The 17,000-nt window shown below is 38.1% G+C and carries 15 protein-coding genes and 1 tRNA gene; 8 read left to right on the forward strand and 8 right to left on the reverse strand.

The annotated features are described in order from the left end of the window. Positions 1–2: 2 nt before the first annotated feature. Positions 3–593, reverse strand: coding sequence for a BON domain-containing protein (locus O2942_03485; GenBank protein MDA0781309.1), 591 nt, complete (start codon positions 591–593; stop codon positions 3–5). 35 nt (positions 594–628) lie between these two features. Next, positions 629–1,303 (reverse strand): lipoyl(octanoyl) transferase LipB, encoded by a 675-nt coding sequence (lipB, locus tag O2942_03490; protein MDA0781310.1) that lies wholly within the window; start codon positions 1,301–1,303, stop codon positions 629–631. Between the two features lie 80 nt (positions 1,304–1,383). Here lipB and O2942_03495 point away from each other — a divergent pair. Continuing rightward, positions 1,384–1,472: transfer RNA gene (locus O2942_03495), tRNA-Leu, on the forward strand. 138 nt (positions 1,473–1,610) lie between these two features. Beyond that, on the forward strand, positions 1,611–3,008 hold the full coding sequence (gene mgtE, locus O2942_03500) for a magnesium transporter (protein MDA0781311.1): 1,398 nt from the start codon (positions 1,611–1,613) through the stop codon (positions 3,006–3,008). Between the two features lie 144 nt (positions 3,009–3,152). Here the strand turns inward: mgtE and O2942_03505 are convergent, their stop codons facing one another. Together O2942_03505 and O2942_03510 are read right to left on the reverse strand one after the other, a co-directional pair. After that, on the reverse strand, positions 3,153–4,265 hold the full coding sequence (locus O2942_03505; GenBank protein ID MDA0781312.1) for a mitofilin family membrane protein: 1,113 nt from the start codon (positions 4,263–4,265) through the stop codon (positions 3,153–3,155). A gap of 18 nt (positions 4,266–4,283) precedes the next feature. Beyond that, on the reverse strand, positions 4,284–4,973 hold the full coding sequence (locus tag O2942_03510) for a uroporphyrinogen-III synthase (GenBank protein ID MDA0781313.1): 690 nt from the start codon (positions 4,971–4,973) through the stop codon (positions 4,284–4,286). A 189-nt stretch (positions 4,974–5,162) separates the two neighbouring features. Between O2942_03510 and O2942_03515 the strand changes: the two genes are divergently transcribed. Then, the gene (locus O2942_03515) at positions 5,163–5,822 is read left to right on the forward strand and encodes a LexA family transcriptional regulator (GenBank protein MDA0781314.1); all 660 of its coding nucleotides are present in this window, start codon (positions 5,163–5,165) and stop codon (positions 5,820–5,822) included. Here the strand turns inward: O2942_03515 and O2942_03520 are convergent. After that, on the reverse strand, positions 5,819–6,535 hold the full coding sequence (locus O2942_03520) for a prepilin-type N-terminal cleavage/methylation domain-containing protein (protein ID MDA0781315.1): 717 nt from the start codon (positions 6,533–6,535) through the stop codon (positions 5,819–5,821). The two genes, O2942_03515 and O2942_03520, sit on opposite strands and share 4 nt — an antisense overlap. A gap of 112 nt (positions 6,536–6,647) precedes the next feature. Between O2942_03520 and dnaE the strand changes: the two genes are divergently transcribed. Together dnaE and O2942_03530 are read left to right on the forward strand one after the other, a co-directional pair. Then, positions 6,648–10,106 (forward strand): DNA polymerase III subunit alpha, encoded by a 3,459-nt coding sequence (gene dnaE, locus O2942_03525; protein ID MDA0781316.1) that lies wholly within the window; start codon positions 6,648–6,650, stop codon positions 10,104–10,106. A 224-nt stretch (positions 10,107–10,330) separates the two neighbouring features. After that, positions 10,331–11,248: a DUF350 domain-containing protein gene (locus tag O2942_03530; GenBank protein MDA0781317.1), complete on the forward strand. Its 918-nt coding sequence runs from the start codon at positions 10,331–10,333 to the stop codon at positions 11,246–11,248. A gap of 2 nt (positions 11,249–11,250) precedes the next feature. Here the strand turns inward: O2942_03530 and O2942_03535 are convergent, their stop codons facing one another. The 3 genes from O2942_03535 to hemE all read right to left on the reverse strand — a co-directional run bounded on the left by O2942_03535 (position 11,251) and on the right by hemE (position 14,139). Continuing rightward, positions 11,251–11,928: a hypothetical protein gene (locus O2942_03535; GenBank protein MDA0781318.1), complete on the reverse strand. Its 678-nt coding sequence runs from the start codon at positions 11,926–11,928 to the stop codon at positions 11,251–11,253. Between the two features lie 64 nt (positions 11,929–11,992). Then, the gene (hemH, locus tag O2942_03540) at positions 11,993–13,024 is read right to left on the reverse strand and encodes a ferrochelatase (protein ID MDA0781319.1); all 1,032 of its coding nucleotides are present in this window, start codon (positions 13,022–13,024) and stop codon (positions 11,993–11,995) included. Between the two features lie 74 nt (positions 13,025–13,098). Next, on the reverse strand, positions 13,099–14,139 hold the full coding sequence (gene hemE, locus O2942_03545) for a uroporphyrinogen decarboxylase (protein ID MDA0781320.1): 1,041 nt from the start codon (positions 14,137–14,139) through the stop codon (positions 13,099–13,101). A gap of 389 nt (positions 14,140–14,528) precedes the next feature. Here hemE and O2942_03550 point away from each other — a divergent pair, with 389 nt between their 5' ends. From O2942_03550 to coaE, 3 genes are read left to right on the forward strand one after another with little or no spacing between them, the layout of a single operon-like run. After that, positions 14,529–15,377 (forward strand): kinase/pyrophosphorylase, encoded by an 849-nt coding sequence (locus O2942_03550; protein ID MDA0781321.1) that lies wholly within the window; start codon positions 14,529–14,531, stop codon positions 15,375–15,377. Further along, positions 15,374–16,276, forward strand: a complete 903-nt coding sequence (locus O2942_03555) for a shikimate dehydrogenase (GenBank protein ID MDA0781322.1) — start codon at positions 15,374–15,376, stop codon at positions 16,274–16,276. The genes O2942_03550 and O2942_03555 overlap by 4 nt, the downstream gene beginning before the upstream one ends. Positions 16,277–16,300: 24 nt before the next feature. After that, a complete protein-coding gene (gene coaE, locus O2942_03560; GenBank protein MDA0781323.1) occupies positions 16,301–16,897 on the forward strand; it encodes a dephospho-CoA kinase in 597 nt (198 codons plus the stop codon). Positions 16,898–17,000: the final 103 nt, after the last annotated feature.

Raw genomic sequence — 17,000 nt, forward strand, 5'->3', positions numbered from 1 at the left:
ATTTATGACCTGCTAGCATCAGTCTTTAATATTGCATGGTTAACTACTTTTTGAACTCCTTTTACCATACTTGCAATAGTCGTTACCTTGTTAAGCTCGTTTGCGTCCTGAGCTATTCCCATAAGGTAAACAACTCCGTCCACCACCTCTATTGAGTAATTGACCGAACGCACGCCTTTTTCCAGCAGCAATCTGCTAGATATCTGGGTTTTAATCCACTTATTCTGCACTATATCGGTAAGGCTGTTTTCATCTTTTATCGTAATATCGTTAATCACTTCCACCACTCCCTTCGGCTTCCATGCCAGCCTTACGGCATCTATCCTTGTTTCGGTGGAATTAACGGTTCCGGTAAGATGCACTCTTCCTTCTATTACTTCAACCGAAATACCTGCCAACAGGTCTTTGGATTTTTCCTCATTAACATATAGCTGTTTTATTTTCCAGAATATTGCCGTATCGTCTAACGCCTTACCTGCCGTCCTTTCCTGTACTGCAACCGTACCTACCGTTGCTACCGAACCCAGCACCGCCGTTTCTACGCACGAGCTTGTCAAAAGCATTGCCGACATTAAAAATATTATTTTTTTCATAACTACCCTACTTGCTTTTATTTGTTATTCTCACTTTATTTCCGAATCGGCATAAATATATTCTCAAATTCTCTTTTCAACACTTCATCAACTTTTTCTTTAGGAACATTTATACCTAATTTTTCCAAAGATGTAACCCCATATTGTGAAATGCCGCATGGAACTATTCCTTCAAAATGGGAAAGGTCGGGGTTTATATTAATAGCTATACCGTGATAAGTAACCCATTTTCTTACTCTAATACCTATTGCTGCTATTTTTTCTTCAGTTCCTTCATTTTCTACCCAGATACCTACCCTTCCCTGCCTTCTTTGACCGTCCACGCCAAAAAAATTTAAGGTGTTTATTATCCATTGTTCCAGATCGAAAATATATGCTTTTATGTCCGTTGCCTGACGTTTTTTTAAATCCAGCATTACATATACCACCCTTTGTCCCGGACCGTGATAGGTATATTGTCCTCCCCTGCCCGTTTGATATACGGGGAATTTATCCGCCTCCAGCAAATCATGTTTGGCGGCACTGCTTCCTGCCGTATACAAAGGCGGATGTTCGGTAAGCCATACAAGCTCATCAGATGTTCCCGATATAATACCGGCAACGGTTTTTTCCATAATATTCAGCGATTCGGGATAGTCCTGCAAACCGTCGCTTATAAGATATTGCATATTATCTTGATTAGAATGAAATTTATTGCTAATAGTTCTCACCTACCAATATAATATTTTTATGACTTTGTAAAATTTATTAAGTTATTTTGTCATAACTAATATTTATGCATGCGGAAAATGCGACCGTGGCGGAACCGGTAGACGCGCAGCGTTGAGGTCGCTGTGCCTTTAATTAGGCGTGGAAGTTCAAATCTTCTCGGTCGCACCATACTTTCAAAATGCTTTTCATATTTTTAATTTATGCCTAACACCCCCATACGGGCAATAAAGATATCATTGGATTTCACCTCCTTTCTATGCTAGAAAACCTTTGCGTACACTTAAATATAAGGATTCGGAGCAGAAAATGTCGGAAGATAAAGTCGAGATAGAAAAAGATGACGCTTCTGCCGCAGCTAATGAGTCTTACGGTCTTTCCGACGAGCAGTCCAAAGAGTTGCTGGAGGCTTTAGAAAACAAGCAGCGTTCCGTTGTAAAGGGGCTTGTAGACCCTCTGCATAGTGCCGATATAGCGGATTTCATTGAGAAAATATCGCCCGAACAACGCAGAAGCTTTGTAAAATATATCCGTAAAGATTTTGCTCCCGAGATATTGGTTGAAATAAACAATAGTGCAAAAGAAGATGTAATCGGGGTCTTGGGGGCAAGGAAAAGTGCCGAGGCGATAAATACGCTGGAAAATGACGACGCTGTTGAGGTTATGGAAAACCTGACAGAAGCCGGTCAGCAGGTGATTTTGGGAGAAATGCCTGAAAACAAGCGTGAACAGATGGAAGAGAGCCTGTCTTTCCCCGAAGATAGTGCGGGGCGTTTACTTGACAAAAAGATAGTTTGTGTTCCTGAATTCTGGACTGTAGGTCAGACCATTGATTTTTTGCGTTCCAACAAGGACTTACCGAGGGATTTTTACCAAATATTCGTTTCCGACCCAAAAATGAAGCCTGTCGGCGGAGTTTTACTAAGCCATATCATGTGTTCAAACCGCTCTGTTAAAATAAAAGACATAATGAGCGAAAACCTAAAAACCATAAAAGCGAATATGGATCAGGAGGAAGTGGCTTTCATATTCAGGCAGTACGGTCTGGTTTCTGCACCCGTGGTAAATGAAGACGGGCGTATGATAGGTATTATTACCGTTGACGATATCGTACACGTAATAGAAGAAGAGGCTCAGGAAGATATCCTGCGTTTAGGCGGTATATCCGAAACCGACATACATACCGGCTTTGCAGAAACCACCATGAGCCGCTTTCCATGGCTGATAGCCAATTTAGTTACCGCTATAATTGCGTCTATCGTTATCGGTCTTTTTGAGGAAACTATAGAAAAACTTGCCGCCCTTGCGGTTTTAATGCCGATAGTTGCCTCAATGGGAGGTAATGCCGGAACCCAGTCAATTACCGTTACCGTGCGTGCGATTGCCACTAAAGAACTGACATCAACCAACATGATGCGTGTGGTAAAAAAAGAACTGATGGTAGGTGGGTTGAACGGTATTATGTTCGCTGTAATAACCGGCATATTGTCTTATGCGTGGTATGGAAATGCCGGTTTAAGCCTAGTATTTGCCGTTGCCACCATATTCACCTTGCTGCTTGCCGGATTATCAGGTGCTTTAGTTCCCGTAGGGCTGGTTAAGCTAGGCGTTGACCCTGCAATAGCATCAAGCGTTTTGCTTACTACCATTACCGATATCGTGGCTTTCGGGGTGTTTTTAGGCTTTGCTACTATGATATTATTTTAATCTCTTTCAGGTTTAACTCCTCGAAGCTTGCTTCGTATAATTTAAGTTGCAAGTAGCAAGTTGTAAGTTGTAAGTTGCATCTTAAGTCAGGCATCACTTGTAACTCGCTACTTGCAACTTAACTGCTCCGTAGTAGTTTACTTATTACCCCTCAATTTGAGCAACCTTGTTACTTACATGGATAAATATTTCCTCGGAAGCTTTCTTGGATTCTACAAAAGAATTAGCGTCTTTTAACCAGTTTGAAATTAATATTCTTGAATCACCTCTTAATTTTTCAGCTTCTTCTATAGCTTTTTCCACATTACCGTTTTTTAGTGCCTTTATTCCTCTGGCTATTATATCCTCTGTTTTGTTACCGGTCTCATTAGCCTCTATTTTTCGTATCTGTACAAGATTAGACAATTTTAATGTCAATCGGTCAACAACAGTCGGTGCGTCCTTACTATTTCTGCTAACATTCAATATTTCATCGGCGATATCATCAAAATCTTTAGTTAGCTTTTCTATATTAACAATTCCGTTCCTTGAATTTTCTTCTAAAATCGAAATGCTATATTTTAGTTCGGAATTTTCTCCGGCAAAGAACTTGAAAGCTCGCAATTCCTGTTCGAAACTAACCGAATTATTCACGGCTTCCCGTAATTTCACTGCGGATAGAACCAGATTATTGGAAAAAGTGTTTAACTTTGCCTGTTCAAGCTGTTCGCTGACGATATCTATTTTTTCTTCTAAGAAAGCCGTCCGGTCGCTAACATCGTTGAGTCCCGCCGATATTGCTTGGCTATCATACGCCATCTTCTCATATTCTTCAGGCGTTAAAGAATTTTGAACAACTTCTTTTTTATCTTCTTCAACTGTGAGCAAGTCCGACAACTCTTCAACGACCTCATCTGAAGACCCCTCGTCTTTTTTGGCAAAGATATCTTCATCTTCAGAATATTTTTCGGCAAAAACCTGCATATCTACGGATAGTTTTTCAATACGCCTGTCAGCGTCTTCAATCTTTCCCGTAAGTACTTTGTTTTCTACTTCCAGATTATTTATCTTGTCACCGTTTTTCTCGTTATCAGATAACAGAGCAGATATTTTTTGCGAGGTTTGAACATACTGAAATGACAATCCTCCTATAACCGCCCATGTAATAACGAAAAGAAAATTAGTTACCCTGTTTTTTGTTTTCGGACTTGTTTTATCATCCGTTTTTTTCTCAGACTCTATTTTTTCAACCTTATCTTCTTTTTTATTTACAGCCATATTAACGCCCTTTTTTACTTAAATCAGATTAGCAATATTTTTCATATCGAAGTTTTCCAAAACTATAACTTCTTTAAAACTCTGTTTTGATATAACATTTTTAATGTTTTCACTCAAACAAAAGCAAGTTGTATTTTTAAAATCATATTTACCTGCTTGTTCCGCAAATACTTCGGCGGTTCTTTTTGAAAAGAGAAAAACATAATCAAATTTTTTATCTTCAAAGTATTTTTTACATTTTGAGGATATTTTTTTGACAGGCATTGAACTATATACCACCACCCTTGTTAATTTAAAGCCTTCCGGCTTTAAGTCGTTAGCTATTATATCACCCGATATATATAACAAACCGCCATCTCTAGGGGAAAAATTCTTTTCTATATATTTTTTAAGACTTTCAACATTCCCTTTAGAAGAAAACACTTTTTCAAATCCAAGTTCTTTTGCCGCCTGTGCGGTTTTTTCACCTACGGCGACTATATCTTTTTTTGTATAACCTACGGCTCTAACCGCATTAGCACTGGTTGCAACCATTAGCTGACAGCTATCCAGATACGGGTGTATCACTTTATTGGCATTTTGATAAAACTGAATTTCTAAAAACGGCTCTATAAAGCTCTCAACCCCGATTTTTGCAAGATCTTCTTCAAACTTCTTAGAATCTATATAAGGTCTTGTAACCAATGCCAGTTTTTTTTCTTTAACCATTTTTTTCATGAGAATTTATTTTTAGTTGAAATTATACTTAAAAATTCCGTTAAGTAAATTCAATCTAAAATCTTTTTTACTCCCTTTTTCTCAACCCAGAAGAAAAATATGCGCATTACTCTCAATTTTTAATTGATTAACTTCACAAAACAAATATTTTGAATTAAAAAGTTAAAACATAAACGTATTATGAATTCAAAAGATCAAATTATGATAAAACGCCTCAAAGAACAAATGAAAATCTCGGGTCTTAATGCCAGACAGTTATCACTAAAGGCAAATGTGGGCAAGTCGTTTATATACGACATATTAAGCGGTAAATCCACAAACCCCACAACCAAGAAAATTCAGGCAGTAGCCGATGCTTTGGGCATAAGTATGCAGTATTTAATGTGTGAAAGTGGCAATGATAACCACATAAAAGATGAGGATTATGTATTTATAGACAGCCTTTATAAAGATGAAGTAAATACACACAACTCTATTGAGGCCAATACGTCAAAAAAACTTAAATTGTCCTTTAAAAAAGACTGGATAAAGAAAACGCTAAACACCAACATAGAAAATATACGGTCACTGATAATTAATGGCGACTATATGTCACCAACGTTACAAAACGGTGATATAGCTTTGATAGATATTTCAAAAAAAACTCCTAACCCGCCCGGGATATATATTTTATATGACGGTCTTGGTTTGGTAGTAAAAAGGCTGGAAAGTATAAAAAAATCAAATGAAAATGTTATCTATGTAACTGCTGATAATAAAAACTACAAATCTTATGAATGTTCTTTATCTGAACTGAATATTATCGGAAGGATAATATGGTTCTCAAGAGCGGTTGGTTAATGCACTTCAAAAAATATCAGACATTTTCCCACGTCATCAGAATAGTCGTAAGTTGCCGAGGTTAAGTTCTTAAAAAAGTTATTTTCTATAATACAGCCACTATCAAATCTTGTAGCTTCGTTTCTACTTGCCTTGATCCAACCATCACCAGCCAAACCATCATCAAGTTTTGTATCTATGCTAATAGTATCTTTTGTTGTTACATATTGATGTAATGCATTATTTGAAGACGTAATATCTCCAATTTGTAAATGCCATTGATTTATACTACTACCATAGACATTATCATCGCTACGAGCTATGCGATAATAAACTCCTTGTCCAAAAGGCGTCGCCTCATTTGTTCTTAAAAATTCAGGAGTCGGGCCGACAACATATTTTGTATAAAGGTTTTCTACTTGCAAAACTTCCCAAAAACCATCCGGTTCATTAGTGTTATGTTCCATTACCCTATTTCCGTTACCGTTTTGTATTGAAGGATAGTAAGATTGTATATTCCTTATGTCACCCGGTAAGGCATTATATTGTAGTTTAAACGAGTTCATTGCTGTTTTTACTTGATTCACATCTGAAATTAAGTTCCGCAGCTTTGCCTGTTTTACGAGTGCTTGTCCACCAACCACACTTGCAACAATCAGCCCTATAAGAACCATAACTATAGATAATTCTATCAGGGCAAAACCTTTTTTTAATAACAACTCTCTTTTAAACATTTGAATCTTAAATAAAATTAAACCATTTGTAAAAATAATATTACCAAAAAATCCTTAATATTCAATTAATTTCCTACTTTAAAATATTTTTCCTCCTGCTATATTCAAATCCATGAAAAAAGAAGATACGTTCATACATTTACGGGTTCATAGTTCATACTCCTTGCTTGAAGGGGCGATTCCACCGAAAAATATGGTAAAGCTGTGCAAAAAATATAAGCAACCCGCAGTAGCTATAACCGATTCGGGAAATTTATTCGGTTCATTGGAATTTTCAGGTGCGTGTGCCGAAGAAGGAGTGCAACCCGTTATAGGCTGCATCATTGCGGTGGATTTCGCTACCGTGAAAAGTCCTTTTTCTACGCCGGTCTATGATAAATTATTATTACTGGCAAAAAATGATGACGGATATTTAAACCTATTAAAACTTGTCAGTAAATCATTTTTAGAAACACCTTCCGATGAAAAAGCACACATCTCCGTTGAAGACCTAAAAAAACATAACAACGGATTAATAGCCCTGACAGGCGGCGATGACGGTATTATAAACAGATTATTACTTGAAAAACAGGTTGATAATGCAGAAAAAGAGCTTCTGAATCTAAAAGATATCTTCGGCGACAGGTTATATATAGAACTGATGCGCCTTGAATCACTGACAGAAGATGAAACCGAGCGTCCGTTAATAGACTTTGCTTATAAACACAATATCCCTTTAGTGGCAACTAATGACGTATATTTTGCCGATCAGGGCGTGCATGAAGCTCATGATGCATTAATGTGTATTGCCGACGGACGCTATGTAACCGAACAAAACCGTAAGAAAGTAGGCAAACAGAATTATTTTAAGTCAACCCGTGAGATGGTGGAGCTGTTCAAGGATATTCCCGAAGCTATAGAAAATACCGTAAATATAGCAAAACGCTGTAGCGTAATGTCCGAGTATCGCAAGCCGATGCTTCCCCATTTTGATTGCGGTGAAGGTCGTTCTGAAGCCGAGGAGCTAAAGAAACAGGCAAAAGAAGGGTTGCAACTCCGACTTGATATCCATGTTTATAAAGACGGTCAGACAGAAGATGAAAGAGAGAAGATAGATGAAGAATATTTTTCCCGTCTTGATTTCGAACTTAACGTTATCAACACGATGGATTTCCCCGGCTACTTTTTGATAGTATCCGATTTCATAAAATGGAGTAAGAAAAACAACATTCCCGTAGGGCCGGGTCGTGGTTCGGGAGCGGGTTCGGTTGTTGCGTGGAGTTTACAGATAACCGACCTTGACCCGCTTCGTTTCGGTCTGCTTTTCGAGCGTTTTTTAAATCCTGAACGTGTATCTATGCCCGATTTCGATATCGACTTTTGTCAAGAACGCCGTGAGGAAGTTATAAGATACGTTCAGCAAAAATACGGACGTGACAGGGTTGCACAGATTATTACCTTCGGAAAGCTACAAGCTCGTGCGGTAATACGTGATGTCGGGCGTGTGTTACAAATGCCTTACGGGCAGATAGACCGTATTTCCAAGATGATTCCTTTTAACCCCATTGACCCCGTAACTTTGCAAAAAGCCATTGATATGGACAGAAGCTTCAAACAGATGGTTGATGAGGATAAGGAGATATCCAAACTGGTAAATATAAGCCTGAAGCTTGAAGGATTAAACCGCCACGCCTCAACTCACGCAGCAGGTGTAGTAATAGCCGACAGACCTTTGGAAGAACTAGTCCCTGTTTACCGCGACCCTCGCTCAGACATGCCTGTTTGCGGTTATTCAATGAAATACGCCGAAGGTTCAGGGCTGGTAAAATTCGACTTTTTAGGCTTAAAGACCTTGACGGTAATATCTAAAACCTGCGAGTTTGTGCGGCAAAAGGGCATAGACATAGATATATCGAAAATACCTATAGATGACAAAAAATCCTTTGAGATGATATCAAAAGGAGATTCTATCGGCGTATTCCAGATAGAGAGTGCCGGAATGCGCGACACATTACGCAAGATGAAGCCGGACAATATTGAGGACATAATCGCACTTATATCATTATACCGCCCGGGTCCGATGGATAATATACCTGCATATATCAGGCGTAAGCATGGCGAGGAAGAGCCTGACTATTTAGACCCGATGCTGGAAGGAATTTTAAAAGAAACATATGGGGTTATTATCTATCAGGAACAGGTAATGCAGATAGCACAGGTAATGGGCGGTTATAGCCTTGGCGGTGCGGACTTGCTGCGGCGTGCTATGGGTAAGAAGATAGCTTCCGAGATGGATCAGCAACGCAAGATTTTCGTAGAGGGAGCGGTAAAAAACGGTGTGGCAAAATCAAAAGCCAGCTCCATCTTTGATTTAGTAGCAAAGTTTGCAGGCTACGGATTCAACAAGTCACACGCTGCCGCATATGCCATGATATCATACCAGACGGCATATTTAAAAGCACATTACCCCGTAGAGTTTTTATCGGCTTCCATGAATCTGGATATACACGATACCGATAAAATAAATACCTTCCGTGCCGAAGCCGTTGAGCAGAAAATAACCATTCTACCGCCTGATATCAACAAATCCTTTGCATATTTCAGACCCGAAAAAACTAAGAACGGAGAACTTGCTATCCGCTATGGTTTGGGTGCTTTGAAAAGTGTGGGTACTACCGCTATGGGTATTTTGGAAAAAGAACGCAGTGAAAATGGCGATTTTAAAGATATTTTTGATTTAGCATCAAGATGTGGCGGTCAGGTAATGAACAAACGCCAGATGGAAAGTCTGGTAAAGTCCGGTGCTTTTGACAATCTACACAACAACCGTAAACAGATTTTTGACGCTATAGAATCAATATTACGATATAGTTCTATGGTAAATTCCGAGAAAAACAGCAATCAGTCAAGCCTGTTCGGAGGTGATGAGCAGTCAAAAACCGATCAGCCCAAATTGCCTGAAACAATTGACTGGGCATCGCTGGAACGCATGAATAACGAGTTTGATTCCGTAGGCTTGTATCTTAACAGGCACCCGCTAGAGATATATGCAAATATTTTGAGAAAAATAAACGTAGTACCTTATAACGAACTTGTAAATACTCTTACCGACGGTAGCAACTCTATAAAAATAGCCGGCGTGCTAATAGCTAAAAGAATGCGTTCATCTCCAAGGGGGCGCTTTGCTACCGTTTCATTTTCAGATACATCGGGCATATTTGAGATATCCATATTTAACGAGGACGTATTATCTGAGGCAAGGGACTTACTTGAACCGGGGACGGTATTGTTAATGGAAGTTGATGCCAGAAAAGACGATGGCGGCATAAGAATGAATGCAAATTCGGTAAAAAACATTGAAGACCTACAACTTAATTATCACTTGCAGATACATCTTGATAACACTAACGGCATAGAAAAACTAAAAGAAACAGTCGGTGAGCCTGCTGTCAGAAAAACAGGAATCTCTTTTATTACTAAAACCGATACACACATTGTTCATATCGGGCTAAAAGATACATATGACGTAAGTGCTTCATCTATAGAGTTACTAAAAGAAATAGAGGGCGTAAGGGAAGTTGTTGAAGTTTAATTTTATCACCTATTTATTCTGAATTTATACCTACATAATATATTTCCCATTGATATCTTAAAACATGAGTAGTAAAACAACGGATATAGTATAGAAGACTATGCGAAAGAGCGTAAAGTTTAAATTTGAGTTCTTTTTATTTCCTCTCCCTCAGGGGGAGAGTAGTTTTTTGACTTTTGCAGAGCCTTCTATAAATAACATAACCAACAAAAAGGTATTTAACAGTGGAAGGAACGGATATAATATTAGAGAGTGCGGGTGCTTCGTTTTTTGACGGACAGCTTAATTTAGTTCTTCTTTGCAATTTGGCAATCGCTATAGCAATATTTACATCTATAAGGTGGCTCTCCGGTGTGGTATCGCACACTAACCCTAATAAGGAACTATTAAAAAAGGATAACCCTGCGTTCGGTATATCCTTAAGTGCGGTTGTTCTGGCGGTTACAATCGTATTAACAGGAGCTATATACGGAGACCCTATATATGCGTTGGAAGATTCCGTTATTTCGGTAGGATTATACGGAATAATCGGCTTAGTATTACTTGCCGTTGCAAGGGTTATTTTTGAAAAAATCGCCCTCCCTAATATTTCCATAAGGGACGAGATAATAAACGGCAATATTTCAGCAGCAATAGCCGATGCCGGAAATGTGATTGCGGCTGCTATAATAATAAGGGCTATGATGGTATGGGTAGACGCAAATACTATAGAAGGAATAGTGGTTGTTCTTATAGGATTCTCTATATCTCAGGTTATTCTTACAGCTACAACTATTTTACGTACCCGTAGATTTGCGAAAAAACTGGGCAAGACATATCAGGAACATTTCACTGAAGGCAACACCTCTGCCGCACTTAGATTTGCCGGAAGAAAAATCGGTACTGCATTTGCTATAACAGCTGCGGCAAATGTCTTATTATTCGAAGAAATAGATATAAAAATGTTGGTATTATACTGGTCTTTATTATCGGTTATAATGATATTAGCCTTGAGCATTCTCGCTTTTATCGCCAACAAGATAATATTATTTCATGTGGACACCGACAGCGAGGTTATAAGGCAGCATAATATAGCCATAGGTATAATACAGTGCGTAATTTACATCTCGCTAGGAGTGTTATTATCCGAATTATTGGCGTAAGGTTATTTTATAACATACCAGTATCTGCACCACCGGTTGTCGTTGATAATGCCGCAGTAATCCGATAACCGTTGCTCCCCTAGTTTTTCCTTTAGGGAATAGACTTCTTCGGGTTTTAAAAATCCTGAAGTATTTCCCGTAACAGAGTTCGGCTCATCCGCCTTTTCCAGATTCGGTAAGGCTGTTGCGTTTCCGTAGAAAACATTAATAGACACCTCATCTTTAGTACCGTTATAAAGTGATATTCCCGTCTTAGGGTTTAAGGTACTTGTCGGAATACCTTTTCCAAGTATTATTGATGAATCGAATTTTTCATTCAACATATACGCAAGGCTAAGATGCTCAAAAACATAGCTCATCTCACCACCATAAGTGTACTCGTCGGAAAAAAGCCCCTCCTTGGTTCTTATGGTTGAATCTCCATTGCCGCTTTCGGTAGAAGACCAGATATCTTTTGCATTTTTAAAATCTCCCGGCATAGCTTTATATTTTAGCCTAAAACCGTTAAATGCCGATTCCACTTCGGATAAAAGATTTATTTCATTACGTATTTTAGCCTGATGTTCAATCAATCCTTTTACTAAAATACCGGAAATAATAAGACCCGTTATTATCAGTATCATCAACACTTCAAGTATTGTAATGCCTTTTTGAATTTTATAATTTGTTACGGTTATCATTGAAAAAACGCTAAATAATGTCCTTAAATATAACACATTATAGCATTTTGCTTATAGAAAATCACTATGTATTAAAACATTTAAAAAAACCGTCAGGGCAAAGTCTTTCTCCCTCATTAGAGCAAGCCTTTTTATTTTTAGGTGCGTTCTTACAAATATCCGCCAACGATCTTATAAAATCCTTTTCAACCGAAAGGGTCGGAACTCTTATATACTCTTTAACATTATTTTCATCTGCCAGTTTTTTATATTCTATATCCAGTTCTACCAAAGTTTCGGAATGCTCTGACACAAAAGCTATAGGCACAAGCACCACCGACTTACCGTCTTTACCGGCTCTTACTATTTCTTCATCGGTACTTGGTTTTATCCACTCAAGCGGTCCTACCCTTGACTGATAACAAACATTCCAATCAAGATTTTCTATTCCAATCCGTTTTGCTATTTTTTCTGCCCCTTGCTCCACTTGCCATTGATATGGATCACCTTTATCAATTATCTTTTTCGGCAGTCCGTGTGCGGAAAATAACACCCTGATGTTATCTTTATTTTTAACCTTGTTTATCGCATCATTTATTAAATTCAGATGCGACTGAATAAATTTTTCCTCATAAGGATAACAACATATAGTTTTGGTAGGAACTTCCAGCCCTGCTTTTTTAGCGTTATTATTCCAGTCCTTTACAGATGATGCTGTGGTAGTGGTAGAAAATTGCGGGTATAGCGGCAGCAATATAATCTCATCCGGGTTATAGCTTTTTACGTCCTTTACCACTTCATGCGAAAAAGGATACCAGTAACGCATACAAATAAACACCTTGTAGGCAACCGTACCTTTTTCATTCAAAATCGCTTCTAAGGCATCTTTCTGTGCGATTGTTTGGGGGATAATGGTAGACTTACCACCCATATGTGAATAAATTTCCTGAGCTGTTTTTTCACGTCTAGATGAAATTAACTTCGCAAGGAAGAACCTGAAAGGATTAGGAACAGATATAATAGCCTTATCATTAAACAGATTAAACAGGAACGGTTTAACCGCATTTAAGCTGTCCGGTCCTCCAAGATTAAATAATATTACGGCTTTTTTTTGCATTGTTATTTATAAAAATTACCGGAACCAAATCAAAATTTGTAAAAAAAAATACACTCGCTATAAATTAAAACAAGTTAAACTTTTTTAACTTCATCTATTACAGCCTGCACGTTTTCTATGGGGGTATTTTGCAGTATACCGTGACCCAAGTTAAAGATAAAAGGCTTATCCTGCATTAAATCAAGCAATTTTCGTGTATATTCTACTGCGGCTTCTTTATCTGCCATAAGCATAACCGGATCAAGGTTTCCCTGCACTGTCACATCTACATTATCCCTTATCCACAATGCACTCATACTCTGATCGAAAGATATCGCATTCACGCCTGTTTGCTTAGAATAATCTTTATAAAGAACCCCCGCACCTTTAGGAAAGCCGATTATGGGAACTCTAGGGTAGACTTTACGCACATTTTCAACGATTTTTTTAGTTGGCTCTATCGACCATTTTTTAAACTGATCTTCGGTCAGAACTCCTGCCCAGCTATCGAATATCTGAAGTGCCTCAACTCCCGCACTAACCTGTGCGATAAGGTGCTTTGAAACAGCATCAACCAACTTGTCTATCAGCAGTGAAAACAGTTCTGGGTGAGAGTAGCTAAATGTTTTGGTTTTTAAATAATCCTTACTTCCGCCGCCTTCTATCATGTAGGTAGCCAAAGTCCACGGAGCTCCTGCAAAGCCTATTAACGCACGACTACCGCACAATTCGCCTTTTGTAATTTTTATAGCTTTATACACGGGTGATAAAAATCCTTCATCATAATTAAGTTTATCTATATCAGATTCATTCTCTAAAGCTTTTAATTTAGGGCCTTCATTTTTGACGAAACTTACATCCATGCCAAGTGCATCGGGAATTACAAGTATATCTGAGAAAATTATAGCAGCATCAAAGCCGAAACGTTCTATGGGTTGTAGGGTAACTTCTGCAGCTTTTTGTGGAGAATAGCAGAACTCCAGAAAGTTGCCAGTACTATTTCTTACTTGTTTGTATTCAGGCAGATATCTGCCTGCTTGTCGCATAAACCAAACCGGTGTCTGTTTGTTTCTTGTACCGTTTAATGTACTGATAAATAATTTTTCCACATCGGGAGAATCTTTCTTGTCTAACATAATAAATATATATTTATATATAATAATAGTTGTTTATGTGTGCCTGCATTACTGTGGATTAAATTTTATCCACAAGACCATCAACATATAGAAAAAGATTTATTTTACCAGATTCTTTTGTTATAGACATTTTTTCCACATACTGTTGATAAAAATTTATATGATATTCACATGTTCATATTTGATGTAGAAGCGTGGGTGGAAAAATATGGATAAGTAAGAAGTTTTTTTATCCATGTAGTTATCCACACGGTTATTTAGTTAGATGTGAACAATGCGGTTTTGTGCAGGGTTTTAAATTTTGATGGATGGTAAAAATATTATATGGATACACTAGGTGAGTAAGTGTATGACTAAAATTAGTTAAAAAACAAAAATACATAAATAAAATGAATGATTCAAAAGAATTAAATTTCCATTTACACCTTGTGTCGGATTCTACGGCCGAGACGGTAAGCTCTGTAGCTCGTGCGTCTATTGCACAGTTTGACGGTGTTGAGGTGGAAGAACATACATGGCCTTTGGTGCGTACAAAGGCACAGGTAGACAAGGTGTTAAAAGGTATCCGTGAAACGGGTGGTTTTGTAATGTACACTATGGCGGATAAGCATCTTCGTAAACATCTGAAAAAAAACTGTGAAGAAATGGGAATACCTTGTATATCCGCAATAGCACGCATGATTACGGCATTATCGGAGTGGATGGACAAGAAGACTACATTCCATAAACCCGGTCGTCAGCATGAACTTGATGAGGATTATTTTAACCGTGTTGAGGCTATAAATTTTGCACTTACTCATGATGACGGGCAGTCCGTATGGGATTTGGAAGAAGCTGATGTTGTGCTTGTCGGTGCGTCTAGGACATCTAAATCTCCAACGTCAATGTATCTTGCATATCGTGGTTTTCGTGCTGCTAATGTGCCTTATGTTACGGGTGTTCCGTTGCCTGATATTGTGCATAAATTAAAGAATCCTCTGGTTGTAGGTCTTACAATAAGCCCCGATGTTCTGGTACAGATACGTAAGAACAGGCTTTTATCAATTAATGAACAGAAAAGCACGGACTATACCGATATTGAGAGGGTTAAGGAGGAATTGGTGCAGGTAAGGAGGGTTTTTACAAAGAATCAATGGCCGGTTATAGATGTTACTCGCCGTTCTGTTGAGGAAACTACTGCCAATATAATACAGATGTTTGAAAAAAGGAAATATCAGCGTGAAAAGGAAGTTAAATGACGCATAAAAAAGTAGCGGTAATAGGATATCCGGTAAAACATTCATTATCCCCCGTGCTGCATGGCTATTGGCTTAAAAAATATAATATTGACGGCGAATACGGCATGCTTGAGGTGAAGCCTGAAGACTTGGAGCAAACGTTACTTGGATTGAAAGATAAAGGATATGTTGGTTGTAACCTTACAATTCCGCATAAAGAGGCGGCTTTTGAATTGGTTGATAAGCAAACATCAGTTTCTTTTAGAGGACATGAACCAACAGTAATAAAGGCTATTAATACAATATTAGTTGAGAATGACGGTACTCTCACAGCAGCTAATACAGATGTTTATGGCTTTATCCAAAATATAAAAGAATCAGAACCTAATTTTAATTTTACTAAAGGTAGTGCTGTTGTATTGGGTGCGGGTGGTGCCGCTAGGTCTATTGTTTACGGTTTGATACAGAGAAATGTTCCAAATATTTTTATTGTAAATAGAACAAGAAGAAAGTCTGATATTATGGTAGGTGATTTAGAGTATTTTACAGGCTTTAATGGAAATAATTCAAAATTAAAGGCTTTAGGCTGGAACGACCGTAACGAAATATTAGCAGATGCCAATCTTTTAGTTAACACCACATCGCTTGGGATGAAGGGCAATCCAGAACTTGACATAAACTTGGAAAAACTGCCGAAAAATGCGTTAGTTACCGATATCGTATATAGCCCGATTGAGGTTGACCCAAGCAACCCTACTTATACAAAACTATTAAAAAATGCATCGGCACGTGGAAATTTAGTTGTAGAAGGGCTGGGAATGTTGTTATATCAGGCAGTCGCAGGTTTTCAAATGTGGTTTGGAGTTAAACCTGAGGTTACAGAGGATTTGCGTAAACACGTATTGTCCCATATAAAATGAGTGACCACGAAAGGTAAATGTTTTATGATAGTAATTGGTTTAACCGGCTCTATTGCAACGGGAAAAAGCTTTGTAGCAAGGTGTTTTTTAAAGCTTGGTGCTGCGGTTTTTGATGCAGATAAGAATGTCCATGAATTGCTTACTTTCGGCGGTAATGCTGTAAAGACGGTGCGAGAGTTATTTCCCGAATCGTACCATGAAGGTGAGATTTGCAGAAGCAGGCTAGGAGAGATAGTTTTTTCAGATAGTTCGAAGCGTAAGAAGCTTGAGGAGATAATCCACCCTTTAGTTGATAAAAGAAGAAAGGATTTTCTAAAGCAGTGTAAAAAAGACAAGGTTAAGATAGCGGTTCTTGAAATACCTCTTTTATTTGAAACCGAGCGTCAGTCATTATGCGACTATGTGGTTGTAACTACCGTTGATTCATATACACAGGAAAAACGGGCATTGGAGCGTAACGGCATGACAAAGGAAAAATTCGATGCGGTAAACTCACTTCAGATGGCAAGTCGTGATAAGGTTAAAAAAGCTGATTTTGTTATAGATACGTCATTTAGTGAGTTTGCGGTGTTTAGGGAAGTGAAGAATGTGATGAATAAAATTTTGAGTAATAATGATTAATAAAAAAACTATTAAGAGTTGATGAGGCGGGGTATTTTTAATATGGTAGTAAAAAAACGACTCGTTATAGAGTGGTAAAGATAATTTTAAGAGCATTAAGGTA

This window comes from Pseudomonadota bacterium (assembly GCA_027620075.1).
Taxonomy (GTDB): Bacteria; Pseudomonadota; Alphaproteobacteria; order Rickettsiales; family UBA6187; genus 1-14-0-20-39-49.

Bases quoted from the DNA above. Each gene is read 5' to 3' on its own strand.
- O2942_03535 (MDA0781318.1), bottom strand. From the start codon at position 11,928: ATGATAACCGTAACAAATTATAAAATTCAAAAAGGCATTACAATACTT.
- O2942_03505 (MDA0781312.1), bottom strand. From the start codon at position 4,265: ATGGCTGTAAATAAAAAAGAAGATAAGGTTGAAAAAATAGAGTCTGAG.
- hemH (MDA0781319.1), bottom strand. From the start codon at position 13,024: ATGCAAAAAAAAGCCGTAATATTATTTAATCTTGGAGGACCGGACAGC.
- O2942_03555 (MDA0781322.1), top strand. From the start codon at position 15,374: ATGACGCATAAAAAAGTAGCGGTAATAGGATATCCGGTAAAACATTCA.
- O2942_03485 (MDA0781309.1), bottom strand. From the start codon at position 593: ATGAAAAAAATAATATTTTTAATGTCGGCAATGCTTTTGACAAGCTCG.
- O2942_03515 (MDA0781314.1), top strand. From the start codon at position 5,163: ATGAATTCAAAAGATCAAATTATGATAAAACGCCTCAAAGAACAAATG.
- O2942_03550 (MDA0781321.1), top strand. From the start codon at position 14,529: ATGAATGATTCAAAAGAATTAAATTTCCATTTACACCTTGTGTCGGAT.
- O2942_03520 (MDA0781315.1), bottom strand. From the start codon at position 6,535: ATGTTTAAAAGAGAGTTGTTATTAAAAAAAGGTTTTGCCCTGATAGAA.
- coaE (MDA0781323.1), top strand. From the start codon at position 16,301: ATGATAGTAATTGGTTTAACCGGCTCTATTGCAACGGGAAAAAGCTTT.
- dnaE (MDA0781316.1), top strand. From the start codon at position 6,648: ATGAAAAAAGAAGATACGTTCATACATTTACGGGTTCATAGTTCATAC.
- mgtE (MDA0781311.1), top strand. From the start codon at position 1,611: ATGTCGGAAGATAAAGTCGAGATAGAAAAAGATGACGCTTCTGCCGCA.
- O2942_03510 (MDA0781313.1), bottom strand. From the start codon at position 4,973: ATGGTTAAAGAAAAAAAACTGGCATTGGTTACAAGACCTTATATAGAT.
- hemE (MDA0781320.1), bottom strand. From the start codon at position 14,139: ATGTTAGACAAGAAAGATTCTCCCGATGTGGAAAAATTATTTATCAGT.